Source organism: Cyanobium sp. Tous-M-B4 (assembly GCF_024345395.1).
In the GTDB taxonomy this organism is placed as follows: domain Bacteria; phylum Cyanobacteriota; class Cyanobacteriia; order PCC-6307; family Cyanobiaceae; genus Cyanobium_A.
Genome location: NZ_JAGQBA010000005.1, coordinates 26,464 through 46,861, shown reverse-complemented (window position 1 = coordinate 46,861; position 20,398 = coordinate 26,464). Strand labels below are relative to the sequence as shown.

The window sequence follows — 20,398 nt, the reverse complement described above, 5'->3', positions numbered from 1 at the left end:
GCCAAAGACCATGGCGTCCCCTCGCTGGCAAGATCGCACCAAGTCGGCATCGGCGGAGCCAGTGGGCCGCTGGATGCTGGGTTGGGACCGCTTTGTGGCGGTGTGGGCCAGCGTCAACCTGCTGTGGGTGGCGTTCGACATCACCTACGTGCCGCTGCGCACCTTCTGGCTGCAGCGCAACCTCTACCCGATCCCCTCGGTGCCCCTAGTGGTGCCCCTCACCGTCATCCCGGATGTCACCCCCCTGGTGGATCCGATCAAGGGCATTGAGCCCCACCGGGAGACCCAGGCATACCTGGAGCAATTTCGCCAACTCGATGCGGCCCTGCTGTCCCTGCCGGCCGGCCAGGCACCCGAGCCTCGCCAGGTGCTCCTGCTGAATCGTCAGGCCCAACTCACGGCCCAGCTGATCGATAGCAATCCATTTCTGGCATCTGAGGCCTCGGGAACCCTGGAGAAAATCAAAAATCGCTTGCGGCAGCGGGCGGACCGGGATTCCGCTCGCCAGGCCTCCAGCCTGTTGCTGAGTCCAGAGCGGATACGAACCAGCGGCTGGAGCCAGGAGCGGCGCTTCTGGAACGACCAGGTGCTGCCGCTGGTGGCGACCAACTACTGGCGCTCGATCGATGAAAACGGCCGACCCACAGACCACTTCTGGCGCATCGACCTGCTGCTGTTTCAGAGCGTCTTTGTCCTAGACATCTTGTTGCGGCTGATCCGGCTGCGGCGCCGGCTGCCGGGCATCAGCTGGGGTGATGCCCTGTTGCGCCGTTGGAGCGACCTGCCCCTGCTGCTGCCCTTCTGGCGCTGGCTGCGGCTGGTACCGGTGCTTGAGCGCCTGCAGACCTCCGGCTTGGTCAATTTTGAGCCGCTGCGGGCCGTGGTGAGCCGGGGGGTGGTGGCGCTGCTAGCGGTGGAGCTGTTTGAAGTGCTGTCACTGCAGATCCTCGATGGCACCCAGGGCTTGATTCGTTCGCGGCGCTGGCCCCAGCGCCTGCGAGCCCTGCGCAGCCATCAGAGTGTGGCCAGCAGCAATGACGAGCGGGCGCTGGTGGAGCTGGTGAGGATTTGGGCGCCGCTGCTGCTGAGCCGGGTGGCACCGAAGCTTGCGCCGGAGCTGCAAGGTTTACTGGGATACAGCCTGCGTCAGAGTCTCGAGCGCACCGTCGTGCCGGCACCGCTACGCCAGTTGCAACCGCTGCTCCAGGTCGAGACCGGCATCAGTCGCCAGCTAGCGAGCGGCATGGTCGACAGCCTCCTTGAGCTTTCCCGCAGCACTGGCAACCAGCTTTCTCGCCGCGATGACGTGCAGCTCGATTTACTACAGCGATTCATCGACCGGTTCTGGGAGGAGCTGGCCGCGGCCCTCGAGAGCGGCTCGGCCCTAGAGCGCTCCCAGGAGCTGCTGTGCACCTTGATAGACGGCGCCAAGGGCACCTATCTCAGCCAGATCAACAGGGCCGGAATCGAAGCCCTGATCCAGGAGCTCGACCAGTTGATGACCGCTCCTGGCCCCGCTAGCCCAGAAGATCCAGCCACTCCGGCTCCTTGAAGCCGGTGAGGATGCTCCCGTCGTTTGCGACCAGAAAAGGCCGCTTGATCAATTTGCCGTCCGCGGCCAGCGCGGCCAGGGCGGCCTGGTCGTCCATAGCCTGCACCGCAGCGGCTCCCAAGGCCCGATAGCTCTGCCCACTGGTATTGAACAGGCGCTGCCTTCCAAGCTGGGCCAAGGCCTGCTCAAGTTCGGCGATGCTGGGGGGCTGCTCGGTGATGTCCAGCGTTTCGGCAGCTAGTTGACGGGCTGTCAGCCAGGCGATTGCCTTGCGGCAGGTACTGCAGCGGGGATAGCTATAGAGCTTCATCCGGAGCTACGGATTGGGGTGCCGGCCGCTTATTTGATGCCGATTAGGGACTTCAAAGCTCCCACCAGGCTGTTTGAACCCTGGCCAACGGCGTTGGTCGGTTTGGTGCGCACGGTGACGTCGCCGTTGACGCTGGTGCGGCAGCTGAGGCGGAAATTGGCTGGACGATCCGAGAGGTAAACCTCCTCGACATCGCTGCGGGGTGAAAGGTTTTGCATGCCCTCGATCACCTCCATGACGCAGGTGCCGCACTGGCCGATGCCACCGCAGTTGTTGACGTTGTTGAGCCCTTTGTAAGGGTTGATGCCCGCATCCAGGGCAGCCTTGCGGAGATTGGCACCTTCGATGCAACCGACCGTCTGGCCTTCCTGTTCAAAACGGATGGTGGGCACGGTCGAGCTGGGGGAATGGGCGCCGTTCAACTTAGGTCACGCCCGTCCCGATGCCTAGCATCGGAACCTTCGCGAACGAGCTGTGTCAACGCCCCTCAGTTCCGACCTGCCTCTTGGTTATGACCTGCCTCTTGGTTATGACCTGATAGTCCAGCAGCTGATTCCGGGATACGCCAGCCTGGCTCGCCTGGCGGTTGCTTTGCTGGCTGCCTCGCCCAGGGCCGGCAGCTCTGGTGCAGCTGTGTTGGTGGCGGGCTGCGGCACCGGAGCAGAACTGGTGGAGGCAAGGGCCCAGCGCCCGGACTGGCAGCTCACCGCAATCGATCCCTCCGCTGAGATGCTCGCGGCTTCTCAAGAGCGACTGGGTGTCGAGTCGATCAGCTGGCGTCAAACCACGGTCGAGGACCTCAACGCCGACGGATGTTTTGCTGGCGCCCTGTCCGTGCTGGTTTTGCAGTCTTTGCCAGACGATGGCAGCAAGCTTGCGTTCCTTACAGCCCTTGCCCGCAGCCTTGAGCCTGGTGGCCAACTCGTGCTGGTTGATTTGATGGCACCGGAGCGATCAACCCTGCAAAGCCAGGTGGAGGCAGCCTGGATGGGTTTCCAACGGGCTAGTGGCCTCAACGCTGATCCTCACGATCTCGCCCCTCTTACCCAAGGACTCCACCCGATTGGTGAGGCGCGGCTAACGGCGCTCGTCAACGCGGCTGGCTTTGGAGATCCGGCCAGGATCTTTCAGGCTCTCGGCTACGAGGGCTTTCTGCTGCAGCGCCGACCCTGAGCCCTCGAAGCTCGGGGCCGAATAGCTGAAGGGTCGTCCAGCGACAACCATGGCTAGCGGCACCACAGCCGTGGCCAGGGCGATCAGGCTTCCCAGCAGGCCTGAAAGGGCTTGGGGGCCCGTACTGAATGGATCTTCGCCCTGCTCATCAAGGTCGCGCTCTGGCGCGCTCGCTTCGGCAAGATGGGCGATGGAAGAGGGTTGGGAATCTCGGGGAACTGAATCCATAGCAATAGGAAAGGCGCACAAGAGCACCTATTCCACTCGGAAATTCAAAGGGACTTTTTCAATTCTGGCACTGTGGCTCAGAAATTGGGGATCTAACAGTTATCTACTCGTTCAAGTAGCCATGTCGATGTTTAGGCGGCAGGGCGGGAGCCTTGATCGTGTTGATCGCGGCGGGCACTCAGGTCTGCAGGGCGGCCATCGAGATGGTCTAGGCGCAATCGGATCGAGCGCAGCTCTTCGAGAATCGAACCCAACAATTGTTGGGTGGCAGTGGAGGGTGAGTTGAGTACCTCAACCGTTACCTCCTTGATCCGCAGCACGTCGCGGGCAAAACGGGCCACCTCGTTGGGGTGGAACATCAGCGGATCCTTTTGATCGCTGCGGTATTCCGGATTCAACTTGCGCGCGTTGAAAGGCGGATTGAGATTGCGTGGATCAGTATTTGTATAGCGGTATACAGATGCCCGAGAACGGTTGAGAGCCCTTTGGACCTCATCAATACCGATTAGGCCTTCAGCGATCTCAGTGGATCCCGTATCTGCAGGTTCGGCCTGGGCGATAAGACCAGCAGGTAGCCCGATTGCCCCCAATCCATTTGCAGAACTGGGCTGGGGTGGCATGAGACGGCTTTTGGACTAACGGGATCAGATCGAGAACATAGCAGGGGTTTTGCAGGTAGTCAGCAGCGGTGGTCACCCCCATACCGGCTCCCCTGGCTGGGTGTCGGTGATAGGTTCCGCCCTCATCGAAAGCTCCTGCCATGCGCGTCTCCCGCCTGATGCTGGTGACGCTCCGCGACGATCCGTCGGAGGCTGAGATTCCCTCTCACAAGCTGCTGCTTCGCGCCGGCTACATCCGACGGGTTGCCTCGGGCATCTACGCCTATCTGCCCTTGATGTGGCGGGTGCTCCAGAAGGTTTCCCGGGTGGTGCGTGAGGAGATGGACGGCACCGGAGCCCTTGAAACCCTGTTGCCCCAACTTCAGCCGGCTGAGTTGTGGCAGCGCAGCGGCCGTTGGGCCGGCTACACCGCAGGGGAGGGGATCATGTTCCACCTGGAGGATCGTCAGGGGCGTGAGTTGGGGCTGGGGCCCACCCATGAGGAGGTGATCACATATCTGGCGACCGATCTGTTGCGCTCTTATAGGCAGTTGCCTGTCAATTTGTATCAGATACAGAGCAAATTCCGCGATGAGATTCGTCCCCGCTTCGGCTTAATGCGTGGTCGCGAATTCATCATGAAAGATGCCTACTCCTTCCATGCCAATGAGGAGTCATTGCGGCAAACCTACGCCGCTATGGACGGAGCCTACAGACGCATTTTTGCCCGTTGTGGTTTGCGAGCTGTCGCAGTGGAGGCAGACAGCGGTGCGATTGGTGGATCGGCCAGCCAGGAATTCATGGTTACGGCAGAGGCCGGTGAGGATTTGATTTTGGCCAGTTCCGATGGGGCCTACGCCGCCAACCAGGAGCGGGCTGTTTCGTTAGCCGCCGACCCAATTTCCCTACCGGGTGGACCGCGGGCTGGCGGTAAGGGTGAACCTTTGGCCACCCCTGGCCAAAGCAGTATTGAAGATCTCTGCGCTGGCCATGGCATTGAGCCCTGTCAAGCCGTAAAGGTGTTGATGTTGTTGGCCCGTTTTGAAGATGAAAGCGCCCAGCCCCTGCTGGTGAGCCTGCGGGGCGATCAACAACTCAACGAAGTCAAGCTGGCCAATGCAGTCACGGCCCGCTGCTCGGCGGAGCACGGGGCGCTATTGGACATTTCCCCAATTACTAGGGAGGCCGCGGCCGGCGAAGGGCTGCTGCCCTTGCCCTTTGGCTTTATGGGTCCCCACCTAGCCGATGGGCTGCTGAGCGATTCCGGTCAGTGGAACAAAAACTTCTTGCGACTAGCTGACAGCACCGCTGCTGAACTCAGCGCCTTTGTGTGTGGCGCCAACAGCACCGATATCCACCTAGTAGGCGCGGCCTGGGGATCCCTCTGCCCCTGCCCTGAGAGCCTTGATCTGCGGGCCGCCCAACCAGGTGATCGCTGCCAACACGACCCCTCCCAGCAGCTCCAGGCAAGTCGGGGCATCGAGGTGGGACACATTTTCCAGCTGGGCCGCAAATATTCAGAGGCCCTTGAGGCCCGTTTCACGAATGAGGCTGGCTCGGAAGAAGCCCTGTGGATGGGCTGTTACGGCATCGGTGTCTCCCGTTTGGCCCAGGCGGCTGTTGAGCAACATCACGATGGCAATGGCATCTGCTGGCCCGTATCGATTGCGCCCTTCGAAGTGATCGTGGTGGCGGCCAATTGGGCCGAAGCCGAGCAGAGCAGCTTGGCTGAGCAGCTCTATCTGCGTCTCCAGGAAGCAGGTGTAGATGTATTGCTGGACGACCGCAGTGAGCGGGCTGGAGTGAAGTTTAAGGATGCCGATCTGATTGGTATTCCCTGGCGGGTAGTGGTGGGTCGCGGAGCTGCTGATGGTCAGGTGGAGTTGGTGGAGCGCTCCAGCTGCAGCAAGCGCGATCTGCCGGCCATTGAGCTGCTTGAGACCCTGCTGCCATGCTTGGCAAGCCAGCGCATGGGCCTGCCTGTCTGAATGGCCCCTCAGGCGGCTTCTAGGATCGGGGAATTCGCATTTCACCCATGGCCGCTGCGCTTCCCTCCTTCCGCCAGCGGCTGAAGCAGCTTTTTTCACGCTTGGCCATAGCGCTGGTGCTCTGCCTCAGCCTTGCTCTGACTGCCTGTAGCTCTACAAATACTGGTCTTTCTGGTAACTACGTCGAGGACACTGTGGCGGTGGCCGACAGCCTGCTGAGCACCATTGCCTTAGGGGCCGATGATCCTGCCCGCGCTGAGGCCGAGATCGAAGCTCGCAGCCTGAGCAATGGCTACATGGCCCGCTACCGCCCCCGCAGCGCGGTGAACGGTTTGGGCTCTTTCACCACCATGCAGACGGCCATCAACTCCCTGGCTGGCCACTACACCAATTATCCCAATCGCCCGCTGCCTGAGGCGCTTAAGGAGCGGATCGCCAAGGAGCTCAAGAAGGCTGAAACGAACGCGACTCGCGGCGCCTAAGGCCCTGAGCCGAGCAGTCCATCTTTGACGAAGGACCCCACGATCTGAGAAGCTCTCGGATTGTGCTCAGAAGCGGCTCCGGGCCGCTGTGTCCTTGGCCAACGTTGTCGTCATCGGTGCGCAGTGGGGTGACGAGGGGAAGGGCAAGATCACGGATCTTCTCAGCCGCTCAGCCGACGTTGTGGTGCGGTATCAGGGCGGGGTGAACGCCGGCCACACCATCGTCGTGGACGACAAAGTGCTGAAACTTCACCTGATCCCCTCCGGGATCCTTTACCCGGACACAATTTGCTTGATCGGCTCCGGCACGGTGGTCGATCCCAAGGTGATGCTGGGCGAGCTCGACATGCTCGCCACCTACAGCATCGACATCAGTGGCTTGAAGCTGGCTTCTACGGCCCACGTCACCATGCCCTACCACCGCCTGTTGGATCAGGCGATGGAGCAGCGCCGCGGCGATCGCCGCATCGGCACCACAGGCCGAGGCATCGGTCCCACCTACGCAGATAAATCGGAGCGCAATGGCATCCGCATCCTGGACATTCTTGATGCGGATCGGTTGCGGGATCGCCTAGCCGGCCCCCTTGCCGAAAAGAACGAAATTCTGGTGAAGCTCTACGGCCTTGAGCCGTTGGATTTCGAGACGGTTGTGGCCGAATACGTCGGCTACGGCAAGCGGCTAGCGCCCCATGTGGTCGATTGCACCCGCACTATCCACAGCGCTGCGCGGGCCCGCCAAAACATCCTGTTTGAGGGAGCCCAGGGCACCCTGCTGGATCTTGACCACGGCACCTATCCCTATGTCACCTCCTCAAACCCGGTGAGTGGCGGTGCCTGCATCGGAGCAGGGGTGGGCCCCACCTTGATCGATCGGGTGATCGGGGTAGCCAAGGCATACACAACCCGGGTAGGAGAAGGCCCATTCCCCACCGAGCTCCAGGGCAGCCTCAACGATCACCTCTGTGATCGGGGCGGTGAGTTTGGTACCACCACGGGCCGCCGCCGCCGTTGCGGTTGGTTTGACGGGGTGATAGGTCGCTATGCGGTGGAGGTGAACGGCCTCGATTGCCTGGCCATCACCAAGCTCGATGTGCTCGATGAGCTCGACGAGATTCAGGTGTGTGTTGCCTACGAACTCGACGGCGAGCGGATCGAATATTTTCCCAGCAGTTCGGAGGATTTCGCCCGCTGCCAGCCGATCTTTGAAACCTTGCCGGGTTGGCAAACCTCTACTGCAGATTGCCGCAGCCTCGAGGAATTACCTCCAACGGCGATGAGCTATCTGCGCTTTCTTGCCGATCTGATGGAGGTGCCGATCGCCATCGTTTCCCTTGGCGCTAACCGCGATCAGACGATCGTTGTGGAAGACCCCATTCACGGTCCCAAGCGGGCCCTGCTGAGCACCTGATGGATCCCATGGACAAGAGCTACGACGTCGTCGGCATTGGCAACGCCATCGTTGACGTGCTGGTGCAAGCCGACGACGACCTGATCGACAACTTCGAACTAACCAAGGGCACCATGGCCCTGGTGGACGAAGCCCAAGCCGAGCGCCTCTACGCCAGCGTTGGACCGGGCCTTGAAACCTCCGGTGGCTCCGCTGCCAACACCCTGGCCGGGGTTGCCCAACTGGGCGGCCGGGCGGGCTTTATCGGTCGGGTGCGCAACGATCAGCTGGGGGGGATCTTTAGCCACGACATCCGCTCGGTTGGAGCTCGCTTTGACACCCCTGCGGCCACGGAGGGGCCCTCCACGGCCCGTTGCCTGATCCTGGTGACTCCAGATGCCCAGCGCACGATGTGCACATACCTAGGTGCTTCGGTGGGGCTGGATCCAGCCGACCTCGACCTTGAGATGGTTGCCCAAGCCAAGGTGCTCTACCTAGAGGGTTACCTCTGGGACAGCGACGAGGCCAAGGCGGCCTTCATCACTGCGGCCGAGGTGGCGCGCGCCCATGGGGGCGAGGTGGCTTTGAGCCTGTCGGATGCTTTTTGCGTCGAGCGTCACCGCGAAAGCTTTCAGGAGCTGGTGGACGGCCACGTCGACATCCTGTTTGCCAACGAAATGGAGATCACTGCCCTCTACAAGGCCAATAGTTTTGAAGAGGCTGCCGACCAGGTGCGGGGACGCTGCAAGCTGGCAGCCCTCACCCGCAGCGAACAGGGATCGGTAGTACTCAATGGCGCCGGCACCCACAGCGTCGCCCCCTTCCAGCTCGGTCCCTTGCTTGACACCACAGGGGCGGGTGATCTCTACGCCGCTGGCTTCCTGCACGCCTACACCCAGGGCCAGGCCATCGACGCCTGTGGACGGTTGGGCTCCCTTTGCGCAGGTCAGGTCGTGACCCAGCTAGGCCCCCGGCCCCAGGGCTCGCTCAAGCAGCTAGTAGCCCAGCACCTGGGCTGAGCCTCACTGCGGCAGCACCAGAGCCTCCAATAGGCAACTTTGGCTTAAAGCTTGTACTCCCGCTGGCTCTGCTGGCCTGCCGATCAGCAATAGCTGGGGGCCTGTGCGGGCACAGAGTTGCTGCCAGAGCTGTTCAGTAACTCCGCCCGACTGGCGTGCCAACACCGTGGTGATGCGCCAGCGGCGAATCAGCGACCGCTCCACCTCAAGCTCCGAGCCTGGGCGGAGACAGGCGACCTGATCTGCCACCAAGCCAGCTGCCATGGCCAGCTGTAGGGCCCTTGGGCTGGGCAGCAGCCGGGCGAAGTGACGGGCGCCGGGGCTGTAGGCCAGCGCCATTTTTAGTTGGCGGGCACCGATTGCTAATAGGAGGCGGTGGCCCTGCAGCGAGCGACTACGCAGCATCTCCAGGCTCGGCAGGATCGTTGCCGCTCCAGGCAGGGTGGGTCGCAGCATCCGTATCAGCCGTTGGCGGCGCTGCTTGCACACGGCGGCCAGCTGGCGACTCACCACACAGGCGAAGGGATGGCTGGCATCCACCACCACCGCGTAGGGCCAACCCAGCGATTCGGCGGCCGCCAGTTCTGCCCACACCCCCTGCTCGCCATCAATGGCGCCAACGCGCAGGGTTAGCCCCGGATGGGGGCGATAGGCCAGGGCCGCTGTTGCACCAACAACGCTCACGGTTAGGTGCCAGCCGCGCTGCAGCAGCCGCTCTGCCACCACGGGGCCTTCGCCGGTGCCGCCTATCAGCCACAGACGGGGCGAGGTCTGGTGAATCTCAGGTCGGTGCATCAGGATGGGATCCACCAATGTTTGCCGGGGAGTGAATCACTGTCTGCTCGAGGTTGAGGTGCTGGAAGCGCCCCAGGTGCGTTACACCCAGGACAATCAGACGCCGGTGGCGGAGATGGCGGTCCAGATAGATGGCCTGCGTCCCGATGATCCCCCGGGTCAATTGAAGGTGGTCGGCTGGGGAAATTTGGCCCAAGAGCTCCAGAACCGGGTGCAGGTTGGCCAGAGGCTGATGCTCGAGGGCCGGCTGCGCATGAATACCGTCACCCGTCAGGACGGCGTCAAGGAAAAACGCGCTGAATTCACCCTGGCCCGGCTGCACGGCATGGGCCCTGGCGCCACCAGCAGTCCTGCTGTCAATCAAGCTGCCGCAACTGCGCCAGCGCCCCAGCGCCTTGCCCCAGCGATGAACCAACCCCAGGCCGCTGCTTCGGCGGCTCCCCCGGCTCCAGCCGCGCCGGCAGGTGCCCAGCCCCCCACTTGGAATACCTCCCCGCTGGTGCCTGATCTCCCTGACGACGACGACATCCCTTTTTGATTTGGGATTGGTCCGGTTCAGAGCTAGGCGTCGGCGCTGGAATCTGCGTCGCTCAACTGATCGAGCAGCTGGCCCAGCTCCCGCTCCAGGGCGGCTAGATCGAGGCGCCATTGGGGCCAACGACCCGCATCAATCTGGCGCAATAACCAGAGCCGGTCGCTCTTGAGGTTGCTGATCAGTTCGGCTGTGCCGGTTTCGCTGGGCCGGCTGGTGGTCGCATCCGCCATGGGCATAAAGGAAGATGGTTGTATGCAAGCACTTCTCTCACCAGGCAGCCTCGTGACCATCGCGGGGGCTGTGCTCACGGTGATCGGCACGATCGCCTACGCCACCGATATCCCCAATCTCAGCCTGCCGACGATCTTCTACGGCATTCCGATCCTGTTGGGTGGGTTGGCCTTGAAATCCTCTGAGCTGCCTCCACCTAAGCGACTCACGCCGGCCTCCCGTTTCAAGCAATTGCGGGACCTGCCGGAGAGCGAGCCCCTGCGCAAGCTGCTGGCCGATGTAGATCGCTGGCGCTACGGCCAGAAAGCCCATTTGGAGAGCTCCCTGGAGGTGCTCAAGCTCTGGGACGAGGACGCTCCGCCCCAGCTGCTCAGTGTTGAGGAGCTCGACTGCGATGGCCGCTATGGCTTGCGCCTGCGCTTTCGCTGCGAAGGGGTGCCCCTAGATCGCTGGGAGGCCCGCGCTGATCGGCTGGGCCGCTTCTTTGGCCCCGGTTTGATTGCCGACATCAAGCCCGAGCGCCGCGATGAATTCAGCCTCGCTCTGGTGCCCGAGCCCAGCGCTAGCTAACACCCCTTAATGCATCTGCCCCATCGAGAAGCGAAACCTTGATCAGCAGCCAGGACACCCTGAGGGTGTCGGTCCTAAGTGAGGCCCTTCCATACATCCAACGCTTTGCGGGCCGCCGGGTGGTGGTCAAGTACGGCGGCGCGGCGATGGTGCAAGCGGAGCTTCGCGATGCTGTTTACCGCGATGTGGTGCTGCTGGCCTCGGTGGGGGTGCAGCCGGTGGTGGTCCATGGCGGCGGCCCGGAGATCAATGACTGGCTGAATCGCCTCCAGATCGAGCCCGAATTCCGTGATGGTTTGCGGGTCACCACTCCAGAAACCATGGACGTGGTGGAGATGGTGCTGGTGGGCCGGGTCAACAAAAACATTGTTAACGGCCTCAATCAGGTGGGTGGCCGGGCCGTGGGACTTTGCGGTAGTGATGGCTCCTTGGTGCGGGCCCGCACCTACGCCGGCGGAGTAAATGGGCTGGTAGGAGAGGTGGCGGCAGTAGATCCGGCAGTGCTTTTCCCCCTGCTTGAAGCTGGCTACATCCCTGTGATCTCGAGCGTGGCCGCCGATGCTGATGGCCAGGCCCACAACATCAATGCCGATACCGTGGCCGGTGAACTGGCCGCAGCTTTACAGGCCGAGAAACTGATCCTGCTCACCGACACGGCAGGGATCTTGCAGGATCGCCACGATCCTGACTCCCTAATTCGTCAGCTGACCCTGGCGCAGGCACGCCAATTAATCCATGACGGTGTGGTGGCAGGCGGCATGACCCCGAAAACCGAGTGCTGCATCCGGGCCCTGGCCCAGGGAGTGGCGGCGGCCCACATCGTCGATGGCCGGGTGCCCCACGCCCTTTTGCTGGAGGTATTCACCGATTCGGGAATTGGCACCATGGTGGTGGGTAGCCAGCGCGTCTGCCATGGCTGAAGACCAGCTGGCTGCAGCCCGTGCAGCCCTCGAGCGGGGCGATTACGGCCAGGTTGTACGCCTGTTGGATCCCCTCACCAGTGAGCATCCTGCTGCTACCGCCACCGGAGCTGAGATTCAGCTGCTGCTCGCCACCGCCTGGATGGGGCGGGGCGACAACGGCCGGGCGATCCTGTGTTGCCGGCTGATCAAGCGCTGCCGTGATGCAAGCCTGCGGGCTCAGGCCATAGACCTACTCACCGTGCTGGAGGCACCGGCCCTCGAGCGCCCCCGCGAGTGGTCGATCACCCTGCCCGATCTGGGCTCGGCCGAGGCCATGGGCGGCCAAATGCAGCAGCTTGCTCGCGGCCGCCGCTCCAACAAGCCGCCACCGCCGCCACCGCCACCGGTGGGGCCCACCAGGGCTCCAGTGGGCTTCGCTGTGCTGGCAGTTTTGCTGTTGCTGCTGACGCTGCTGCTCAGCGGCTGCACCGAGGTGCGCAGCGAGTTGACCTTTAAGGGGCCGGGCCGGCTGCAGATCGCCCATGGCCTATCGAGCCCCGGTACCCAACCCGAGCCCTGGGCCCGTCAGTTTGGCCGCAGCTTGCTGAGCCAGGGATTTCACCCGGCCAAGCAGCCCAAGCCAGCTGCTGGCGCTGACGGCTTTCACCAGCGCCTGGAGAGCCCGGTGCTAGCAGCGCCCGAGGCCCTTGCCCTGCTGGCAGCGAACCTGGGCGCGGCAGCGGATCTGGCCGGTGTGGCCCTGCCGCCTCCCCACTTCCAGCTGCGAGAGCGCAATTGGCTGCTGGGAGTGCACCAAAGCCTTGAACTGGCAGTGGACCTGCGTGGGCTCACCGCTCTGCCGGGCTTCAGCGCCGCCATCGACCTGGCCCCTGTGACCCCTGCGGCTGTCCGACTGGCCAGTCCCGAGCCCGCTGCGGCAATTTCTGGACGAGCAGCCCTGCACTGGCCCCTGCGCTTTGGCGCCAGCAATACCCTGCAGCTCAGCTGCTGGCGCTGGAGTGGTCTTGGTATTGGCGGCGCCCTGATTGCCCTGGCCCTGGCCCTGGTGCTGGCCCTGGAGCGGCTGCGGCGTCTGCTGGGATTCGGCCTGCCGGAACTACCGGCTTGAGAGCGGTGCTCAAAGGCTGAGGGGGTCGGGGTCGATCGCCAGACCCACCCCCGCAGGTAGCGCCTCCCGCAGCAGGCTTTCAGCTGGCAAGGGCAGGGGCTGGCCGGCGGGACCATGCAGCAACAACTGCCAGCGACTCTTGCCCGCTACCCGGGCTACCGGGGCCGGAGCGGGACCAATCAACAGCCATCCCGCTGCCGCCACTTGGCTGCGGATTCTCTCCGCCAAGGCGGCGGCGGCGGTTGCCGTGCCGCTGGCACTTGGTCCGCTCAGACGCAGAAGGCAGGCCCGGCTGAAGGGGACCAGGCCACCCTGGCGGCGCAACTGGCTCTCCTCGGCCAAAAACAACTCGTAGCGCCCATCCACCAGGTGGCGAATCACCGGGTGGTCGGGGCTGTAGGTCTGCACCAGCACCTCGCCTGGCTTTTCGCCGCGGCCCGCCCGGCCCGCTAATTGCAACAGCAATTGCAGGCACTGCTCGGAGGAGCGCAGATCGGGGCGATGCAAAAGCCCGTCTGCCGCCAATACCGCCGCAAGCGTGACCCGGGGTAGGTCCATGCCCTTGGCCAGCATCTGGGTGCCTACCAATACATCGGCTTGCCCTTGGGCGAAGCGATCGAGCAGGCGGCGGTGGCCGTCGCGGCCCCGGGTGGTGTCACGGTCAAAGCGCAGCAGGCGCAACCCTTCAAGCTCAGTTGCCAGCTGCTCCATCACCCGCTGGGTGCCCGCGCCGAAGGGTTTGAAGGCCGTGGAGCCACAGTGGCCGCAACGATTGCCCATCTCGGCGCGGTGGTCGCACCAGTGGCAGCGCAGCCATTCCTGGCCCCCTTTGGAGCGGTGCACGGTGAGGGCTACATCGCAGTGGGGGCAGAGCACCGCTTCACCGCAGCTGCGACAGCTCAGGAATGCTCGATAGCCCCGTCGGGGCACTAGCACCACTGCCTGTTCGCCCTTCTCCTGCAGCTGCTCTAAGCGCCCCATCAGGGCCCGGCTGATCAGGCGGCGGTGGCCATCCGCGAGCTCGTGGCGCATGTCGATCACCCGTACGGCAGGCAGGGGCCGCAAACCAATGCGCTCCGGCAGTCGTAGGAGGCGGCTGGCTGGTTGGGGGGAGTGACAGCTCAACCAACTCTCCAGGGAGGGGGTGGCACTGCCGAGCACCAGCCGCGCCCCGCTGTGCCGGGCCCGTAGGCGGGCTACGTCGCGGGCGTGGTAGCAGGGCATCGGGCTGTCCTGCTTGTAGGAGCTGTCGTGTTCCTCATCGAGCACGATCAGGCCCAGCCTGGGCATGGGCAGAAAGATCGCTGAGCGGGTACCCACCACCACCACCGCCTCTGGTTCCAGGCAGCGACGCCAGGCCGCCACCCGGGCTCCATCGGAAAGGCCGCTGTGGAACTCCACCACCCGGCAGCCGAAGCGTTCCCGTGCCCGGTCGAGCAACTGGGGAATTAGGCCAATCTCCGGGGTGAGCAAAAGTGTGGCCTGCCCCGCCTCTAGAGCTTGGGCGGCAGCCCGCAGATACACCTCAGTTTTGCCAGCGCCTGTTACACCCCAGAGCAAAAATTCCGCGCCCGCTGGGGCACCGGCTAGAGCCTGGACAGCAGCAGCCTGGGCTTCCGTCAGGGGAGGCCAGTGGGCCGGTGCGAGGCCAGCTCCACTGCCCTCGGTGGGAGCCTGAAGGCGCTGCACCAGACCCCGAGCCTCCAGCCCCTTGAGCACGGCGCGGCTGAAGCCAGCCTCACCACAAAGATCCCGCAGGGGCACTGGCCCCCTATGGCGCCCTAGATGATCAAGCAATTGCTGCTGCCGCTCGGTGAGGGGCTGGCTTGGGAGTGCTGCCTGGGATCGCTCCACCAGCCAGATTGCGCGGCTTGGCCTGCTGGGCCCCTGGTTGCGCTGGCCAAGCCAGCCCGGTGGCAGGGCACTTTTCAGAGTTTTGAACAGGCTCGTGTGGCACTCCAGCGCCACGCTTGTCATTAAGTTTTGCCAATCGGGATCCACGGCAGCCCGCTGCCAAACCTCCAGGATTGGCTGTATTCGCTTGCTGCTGAGACTTGCGGGTAATTGATCAAGCCAGCCCACCACCAAGCCTGTGTGCGGGCGGCCCTGCAGCTTCACCCGCACCAAATCCCCAATCCCTGCTGGGGTTTCGGGGGAGTTGGCATAGGTGAATACCTGGCCTTCCCGCCCGGCTTCGAGCCAGATCTGCAGCCAGGGGATCGACAAGCTTGCAAAGGTCACAACCCATTCTTAGGATGTGAATGTTGGGCAGTTCAAGGACTGCCGTCGGAACTAAGCAGAGTTCCGTCCAGCGGGAAGACCTGAAGCGAGACCCCGGGAGCCAGCCTCCCACCATTCGGCCTCCCGGTCTGCGACCACCCCTGTCAGCCCTGTCCAGGCCTCGGCCAACCCTTCCAGGCTTCGGCCACCGACCCCTTGCTTTTTGCCGGGTCGCTCGACTTTTCCCTGCCGACTACCACCGCTTCCGAGGTTTCCTTCCCGCTTTCTTGGTCTTGCACCAGCTCCTACGGCTAATCCCGGCTTAGCTGGAACGATTTTTTGCCGATTGCAGGCAGAAGATATTTAGACCCGATTTGAGGTGATGCGTTCCTACCCATTTTTTGTTATTTCGTTTTCGTTACCTATGAGCCCTGCTGCTGCTGCCCAGCCGAAAGCAACCCCGGAAATCTTGATGGTGGCCACGTCGTCCGGTGAAGAGGTGCAAGTAAAGCCCAAGAAGGCTGCACCAAAGCCAAAAGCAAAAGCCACCGCCAAAGCCGCTGCTGCTTCCAAGGGAACTGCCGCTCCCAAAGCAAAGGCTGCCTCCAAAGCCCCTGCTGCTTCTAAGGGAACTGCTGCTACCAAGGCAAAGGCTGCTCCAAAGGCAAAGCCGGCCGCAAGCAAATCCTCAGCTCCTAAAGCCGCGGCGGCCAAGGCCATGACTGAGGCTCCCGTCGATACCGCCGAGCTGGACGATGCCGATGATCTAGGCCCATCCGGCAGCTCTACCGAGAAGGACGAGAAGGCTGCCAAGGCCCTCGCCAGCATCAAGGTGGGGCCTAAAGGTGTCTACACCGAAGACTCGATTCGGGTTTATCTCCAGGAGATCGGCCGTATCCGCCTGCTCCGGCCCGACGAGGAGATCGAGCTAGCCCGCAAGATCGCCGATCTGCTCCAGCTCGAGGAGATTGCAGCTCAGTTTGAGGCCGATCACGGCCGCCAGCCCGACAACAAGGAGTGGGCGGCATTGGTGGAGATGCCCTCCATCAAGTTCCGCCGGCGCCTGATGCTCGGCCGCCGAGCCAAGGAAAAGATGGTGCAGTCAAACCTGCGCCTGGTGGTTTCGATCGCCAAGAAATATATGAACCGGGGCCTGAGCTTCCAGGACCTGATTCAGGAGGGTTCCCTCGGCTTGATCCGTGCTGCCGAGAAATTTGACCACGAAAAGGGATATAAATTTTCTACCTACGCCACCTGGTGGATTCGTCAGGCGATCACCCGAGCTATCGCTGATCAGTCACGGACTATCCGCCTTCCGGTGCATCTATACGAAACCATTTCCCGGATCAAGAAGACCACCAAAACCCTCTCCCAGGAATTCGGCCGCAAGCCCACCGAAGAGGAAATTGCCGAATCGATGGAAATGACCATCGAGAAGCTGCGTTTCATCGCCAAAAGCGCCCAGCTACCCATCTCCTTGGAGACACCGATCGGCAAAGAGGAGGATTCCCGTCTTGGTGACTTCATCGAGGCCGATATCGAAAACCCTGAGCAGGATGTGGCCAAGAACCTGCTGCGTGAGGACCTCGAGGGCGTGCTGGCCACCCTCAGCCCCAGGGAGCGTGACGTGCTGCGTCTGCGCTACGGCTTGGATGACGGCCGCATGAAGACCCTTGAAGAGATCGGCCAGATCTTTGATGTCACCAGGGAGCGCATTCGTCAAATTGAAGCCAAGGCCCTGCGCAAGCTGCGCCACCCCAACCGCAACGGCGTGCTCAAGGAGTACATCAAGTGAGTCAGGGCTTGGCATCCCTGCGGGGACTGCGCACTGCTCCATCGCTCGACCCCGCAGCGCTCTCCGCTCTGCGGGCAGAGCTTGAGCCCCTGCTAGCTCGTTGCGACTGGTTCACGGCGGGAGTGATGGCCACTTCTGCAGCGGCTGCGGTGACCTGTCTGCGTCAGGTTGAGACGGCTCTGGGCTGGTCGCAATTGGAGCTAGATCCCGCCGGTGCAGCCCTCGATTCGATCGAGGGTCCGGTCTTCCTCAAGGCCAACCAGAACAGCGGCCGCTTTCAGGTGCGCGCTGAAACCGGTTTAGGTGAGGGCCTACTGATCAGTGGTCATTGTTCAGCAGATACTGCTGCGGAAGACACCTGGGGCCCATTGCCCCTTGATTTCTTCGGCCCTTAATCTGAGTGGCTGTGATCTGCCCCTGATGGCCAACCCCCTGCGCATCGCCTCCCGCCGCAGCCAGCTGGCCATGGTGCAAACCAATTGGGTGCGCGATGAACTGATCCAGGCCCACAGCGGCCTGGAGATCACCATCGAAGCGATGGCCACCCAGGGGGACAAGATTCTCGATGTGGCCCTTGCCAAAATCGGCGATAAAGGCCTTTTCACCAAGGAGTTAGAAGCTCAGATGCTTGTTGGACAGGCTGATATCGCCGTCCATAGCCTCAAGGATCTGCCAACCAACCTGCCCGAGGGGCTGATGCTTGGCTGCATCACCGAGCGGGAAGATCCCGCCGACGCCTTGGTGGTGCATGAACAGCACCGCGATAAGAGCCTGGCAACCCTGCCCGCCGGCGCCGTGGTGGGCACCAGTTCCCTGCGCCGTTTAGCCCAGCTGCGCCACCACTTCCCGCACCTCAGCTTCAAGGATGTGCGTGGCAACGTAATCACCCGCCTGGAGAAACTTGATGCCGGTGAATACGACTGCCTGATCCTGGCGGCCGCTGGTTTGGGAAGGCTGGGTTTGGGGGATCGCATCCACGAGCTGATCGACCCCTCCATTTCCCTCCACGCCGTTGGCCAGGGTGCATTGGGTATTGAGTGCCGCGAGGGCGATGCCGCCGTGCTGGAGCAGATCAAGGTCTTGGAGCACCAGCCCACCGCCCGTCGCTGCCTGGCTGAGCGAGCCTTTTTGCGTGAGCTGGAGGGGGGCTGTCAGGTGCCCATCGGTGTCAACAGCCGCTTCGACGGCGATACGCTTGTATTAACGGGCATGGTGGCAAGCATCGACGGCCTGCGCCTGATCCGCGACGAGGCTTCTGGTCCCCAGGCTGACCCTGAGGCCATTGGTATCGCCCTTGCCCATGCTTTGAAGGCCCAGGGCGCAGGCGAGATCCTGGAGGAGATTTTTGAAACTGTCCGGCCCGAAGCCTGAACCAGCGCCAGCCGCAGCCAGCCCCGTTGAAGCCGAGGCACGCGCCCTTCCCTATCAATGGAATCTGCTGGCCTGGGCTGCCCTGATTGGGGTGCTCACGGGACTGGCAGTGGTGGCCTTCCACGAATTGCTGGGCTTCATCAATAACGGGCTGTTTGGACCTTTTGTGGAAGGGCTCCTAACGGTTGGTCGTAGCCAGCCGCCGGAGTTAGCACCCGAATTGCCGTTGGCGGTGGCTCCTGATGCGGGCACACCGCTGCGGGCCCTGCTCCAGGTGGGTCTCGGCGGGCTTGGCTTCCTGCCACCGCCCCCGGCCGTTCCTGAGCCGCTGCCCCTGCCGGTTTCCTCCCTGCCCGATTGGATCAGTCTTTGGCCGGTGGTTGTGGTGCCCACCCTGGGGGGCTGGGCTGTTGGTCTTTTGCGCCGCTATGGCGGTGACCTGGGCCCTGGCCTACCCAGCCTGATGGCGATGGCCGATGGCGCCGTTAGCACTCGGCCCCGCTTGCCCTTTCAGCGCCTGCTGGGTGCATCCATCAGCCTGGGCAGTGGTGCCTCCCTCGGCCCGGAGGGGCCCAGCGTTGAAAGTGGTGGCAATATCGGCCTTTGGGTGGCCCTGCGCGGCGGGCTCTCGCCCCAGAGCCAGAAAGCCCTGGTGGCCGCGGGAGTGGCCGCAGGCCTGGCGGCGGGGTTCAAGGCACCCATTGCCGGGGTGTTTTTTGCTTTTGAAGGAAGCTTCAGTGCCGTTCAGGGGCGGCCCAGCTTGAGGGCGGTGCTGGTGGCGGCGGTGGCTTCCTCGCTGGTCACCCAATTGCTGCTCGGCGACACACCGATTTTGCGGCTGCCTGCTTATGAGGTGCGCTCACCGCTGGAGTTGCCCCTGTATCTGGGTTTGGGCTTGGTGGCCAGCTTGATGTCCTGGGCCTTGGTGAGCCTGCTGGCTGCAGGCCGCAGCGAGCGGCTGCAGGCCTGGCTGGGCCAGCTGCCGCCAGGCCTGCCCACCGCCCTGGGGGGTGCCTGTGTGGGTGTGATGGCTCTGGGTTTTCCCCAGGTGCTGGGTGTCGGCTACGACACGATTGAGGCCCTGCTTGGCAGCGAGGGTGGCGTGCCCCTGCTCACCTTGCTGGTATTGCTAGGAGTCAAGCTTTTGGCCACTGGTATCAGCAATGCCACCGGCTTTGTTGGCGGTGGCTTCGCCCCATCACTATTCCTGGGAGCGGTGCTCGGCAACTGCTACGGCCAGCTGCTTGGTGACAGTGGCCTGCACCTACCGGTGGCTGAGCCTCCCGCCTACGCCATGGTGGGCATGGCCGCTGTGCTGGCCGGTAGTGCCCGGGCTCCCCTGACGGCCCTGCTGCTGCTGTTTGAGCTCACCCGTGATATTCGAATTGTGCTGCCGCTGATGGCCGCCGCCGGCCTTAGTGCTGCCTTAGTGGAGCGCTGGCAGGGCCTGGCTGATCCGGGCTTACTAGGGCCTGACCCTCAAGAGGAGCATCGCCGCCGCCAGTTGGCCGCCCTGCAGGTGGCTGAGGCTTTCGAGCCCGAAGCCCCCCTGGTGTTGGCAGCTGAGTTACCAGCCCAAAAGGCCTTGGTTCAGCTGGTGGAGGCCCACGGCCACTGTCTGGTGGTGGCGGATGGGGCTTGGGTGGTGGGGCTGGTCACCCTGGCTGATTTGCAGCGGGCCCTAAGTGCCGAGCGAGAGTTCAATGAAGACGGCTCTTTGCCGGTGCCCACCCTGCTTTCCTGTCGCCGCGGTGACTTGGTATGGCTGCCGATGTCTGCCCAGCTAGCTCAGCTGGAAGACCAGCTCAGGCCAAATGGCTTGCGCCAATTGCCGGTTTTTGATGTGCCTGCGGCGGCGGCGGCAGCGCTACCCCATGGACTTCCCAATCCCGGCTTGCCGGTTGCTTCTTTACGTGGCTTGGCCAGCCGGGATGGCATGGCCCGGGCCCTTGCACGCCAGTTCACACCCGCAGAGAATGGGGCTCAAGCTTGAGTCTGCAGCTGGCTACAGAGAGCCTGGGCTGCTGGATCAACCGCACTTAGCCTGGCCAGTATCCGCTCCAAATCCAGGGCTGAAAGCTCTCCGTCACTAGCCCACTTCAAGGTGGTGCT

General features: G+C 63.1%; 20 protein-coding genes. 14 read left to right on the top strand and 6 right to left on the bottom strand.

Annotated features, from left to right (window positions below; translation table 11 throughout):
* Positions 1-10 precede the first annotated feature (10 nt).
* Positions 11-1,552, top strand: coding sequence for a hypothetical protein (locus KBY73_RS10395; RefSeq protein WP_254937033.1), 1,542 nt, complete (start codon positions 11-13; stop codon positions 1,550-1,552).
* Here the strand turns inward: KBY73_RS10395 and KBY73_RS10390 are convergent.
* Both KBY73_RS10390 and KBY73_RS10385 read right to left on the bottom strand, forming a co-directional pair.
* On the bottom strand, positions 1,518-1,862 hold the full coding sequence (locus KBY73_RS10390) for a Spx/MgsR family RNA polymerase-binding regulatory protein (protein WP_254937032.1): 345 nt from the start codon (positions 1,860-1,862) through the stop codon (positions 1,518-1,520). The genes KBY73_RS10395 and KBY73_RS10390 overlap by 35 nt on opposite strands.
* A 29-nt stretch (positions 1,863-1,891) precedes the next feature.
* A complete protein-coding gene (locus tag KBY73_RS10385) occupies positions 1,892-2,254 on the bottom strand; it encodes a 2Fe-2S iron-sulfur cluster-binding protein (RefSeq protein WP_106502554.1) in 363 nt (120 codons plus the stop codon).
* Positions 2,255-2,336: 82 nt separating this feature from the next.
* Here KBY73_RS10385 and KBY73_RS10380 point away from each other — a divergent pair, with 82 nt between their 5' ends.
* A complete protein-coding gene (locus KBY73_RS10380; protein ID WP_254937031.1) occupies positions 2,337-3,035 on the top strand; it encodes a class I SAM-dependent methyltransferase in 699 nt (232 codons plus the stop codon).
* 359 nt (positions 3,036-3,394) lie between these two features.
* Here KBY73_RS10380 and KBY73_RS10375 read toward each other — a convergent pair whose 3' ends face one another.
* Positions 3,395-3,883, bottom strand: a complete 489-nt coding sequence (locus KBY73_RS10375) for a hypothetical protein (protein ID WP_254937030.1) — start codon at positions 3,881-3,883, stop codon at positions 3,395-3,397.
* Between the two features lie 140 nt (positions 3,884-4,023).
* Between KBY73_RS10375 and KBY73_RS10370 the strand changes: the two genes are divergently transcribed.
* From KBY73_RS10370 to KBY73_RS10355, 4 genes are all read left to right on the top strand, one after another.
* Positions 4,024-5,850 (top strand): proline--tRNA ligase, encoded by a 1,827-nt coding sequence (locus KBY73_RS10370; RefSeq protein WP_254937029.1) that lies wholly within the window; start codon positions 4,024-4,026, stop codon positions 5,848-5,850.
* A gap of 47 nt (positions 5,851-5,897) precedes the next feature.
* Entirely contained in the window at positions 5,898-6,332 is a 435-nt protein-coding gene (gene psb27, locus KBY73_RS10365) for a photosystem II protein Psb27 (protein ID WP_254937028.1), read from the top strand.
* 88 nt (positions 6,333-6,420) lie between these two features.
* Positions 6,421-7,740: an adenylosuccinate synthase gene (locus KBY73_RS10360; RefSeq protein WP_254937027.1), complete on the top strand. Its 1,320-nt coding sequence runs from the start codon at positions 6,421-6,423 to the stop codon at positions 7,738-7,740.
* Complete coding sequence (locus KBY73_RS10355; RefSeq protein WP_254937026.1) at positions 7,740-8,738, top strand: adenosine kinase; 999 nt, start codon at positions 7,740-7,742, stop codon at positions 8,736-8,738. Before KBY73_RS10360 ends, KBY73_RS10355 begins: the two co-directional genes overlap by 1 nt.
* A gap of 3 nt (positions 8,739-8,741) precedes the next feature.
* On the opposite strand, the gene KBY73_RS10350 is transcribed toward KBY73_RS10355, so the two are convergent.
* On the bottom strand, positions 8,742-9,533 hold the full coding sequence (locus tag KBY73_RS10350; protein WP_254937025.1) for a precorrin-6A/cobalt-precorrin-6A reductase: 792 nt from the start codon (positions 9,531-9,533) through the stop codon (positions 8,742-8,744).
* Between the two features lie 31 nt (positions 9,534-9,564).
* On the opposite strand from KBY73_RS10350, the gene KBY73_RS10345 reads away from it, so the two are divergent.
* Positions 9,565-10,071, top strand: a complete 507-nt coding sequence (locus tag KBY73_RS10345) for a single-stranded DNA-binding protein (RefSeq protein WP_254937024.1) — start codon at positions 9,565-9,567, stop codon at positions 10,069-10,071.
* 23 nt (positions 10,072-10,094) lie between these two features.
* On the opposite strand, the gene KBY73_RS10340 is transcribed toward KBY73_RS10345, so the two are convergent.
* Entirely contained in the window at positions 10,095-10,298 is a 204-nt protein-coding gene (locus KBY73_RS10340; protein ID WP_254937023.1) for a hypothetical protein, read from the bottom strand.
* 22 nt (positions 10,299-10,320) lie between these two features.
* Here KBY73_RS10340 and KBY73_RS10335 point away from each other — a divergent pair, with 22 nt between their 5' ends.
* From KBY73_RS10335 to KBY73_RS10325, 3 genes are read left to right on the top strand one after another with little or no spacing between them, the layout of a single operon-like run.
* A complete protein-coding gene (locus tag KBY73_RS10335) occupies positions 10,321-10,869 on the top strand; it encodes a DUF2854 domain-containing protein (RefSeq protein WP_254937022.1) in 549 nt (182 codons plus the stop codon).
* A gap of 41 nt (positions 10,870-10,910) precedes the next feature.
* Entirely contained in the window at positions 10,911-11,789 is an 879-nt protein-coding gene (argB, locus tag KBY73_RS10330) for an acetylglutamate kinase (protein ID WP_254937308.1), read from the top strand.
* Positions 11,782-12,900: a DUF3153 domain-containing protein gene (locus KBY73_RS10325; protein ID WP_254937021.1), complete on the top strand. Its 1,119-nt coding sequence runs from the start codon at positions 11,782-11,784 to the stop codon at positions 12,898-12,900. Before argB ends, KBY73_RS10325 begins: the two co-directional genes overlap by 8 nt.
* 9 nt (positions 12,901-12,909) lie before the next feature.
* On the opposite strand, the gene priA is transcribed toward KBY73_RS10325, so the two are convergent.
* Complete coding sequence (gene priA / locus KBY73_RS10320; RefSeq protein ID WP_254937020.1) at positions 12,910-15,141, bottom strand: primosomal protein N'; 2,232 nt, start codon at positions 15,139-15,141, stop codon at positions 12,910-12,912.
* A 403-nt stretch (positions 15,142-15,544) separates the two neighbouring features.
* Between priA and rpoD the strand changes: the two genes are divergently transcribed.
* Genes rpoD through KBY73_RS10300 form a run of 4 tightly spaced genes read left to right on the top strand, consistent with a single transcriptional unit; the run spans position 15,545 to position 20,279 of the window.
* A complete protein-coding gene (rpoD, locus tag KBY73_RS10315) occupies positions 15,545-16,915 on the top strand; it encodes an RNA polymerase sigma factor RpoD (RefSeq protein ID WP_254937019.1) in 1,371 nt (456 codons plus the stop codon).
* Positions 16,912-17,310 (top strand): DUF1824 family protein, encoded by a 399-nt coding sequence (locus KBY73_RS10310; RefSeq protein WP_254937018.1) that lies wholly within the window; start codon positions 16,912-16,914, stop codon positions 17,308-17,310. The genes rpoD and KBY73_RS10310 overlap by 4 nt, the downstream gene beginning before the upstream one ends.
* Positions 17,311-17,335: 25 nt before the next feature.
* Complete coding sequence (hemC, locus tag KBY73_RS10305) at positions 17,336-18,286, top strand: hydroxymethylbilane synthase (RefSeq protein WP_254937017.1); 951 nt, start codon at positions 17,336-17,338, stop codon at positions 18,284-18,286.
* The gene (locus KBY73_RS10300) at positions 18,261-20,279 is read left to right on the top strand and encodes a chloride channel protein (RefSeq protein ID WP_254937016.1); all 2,019 of its coding nucleotides are present in this window, start codon (positions 18,261-18,263) and stop codon (positions 20,277-20,279) included. Before hemC ends, KBY73_RS10300 begins: the two co-directional genes overlap by 26 nt.
* Positions 20,280-20,398: the final 119 nt, after the last annotated feature.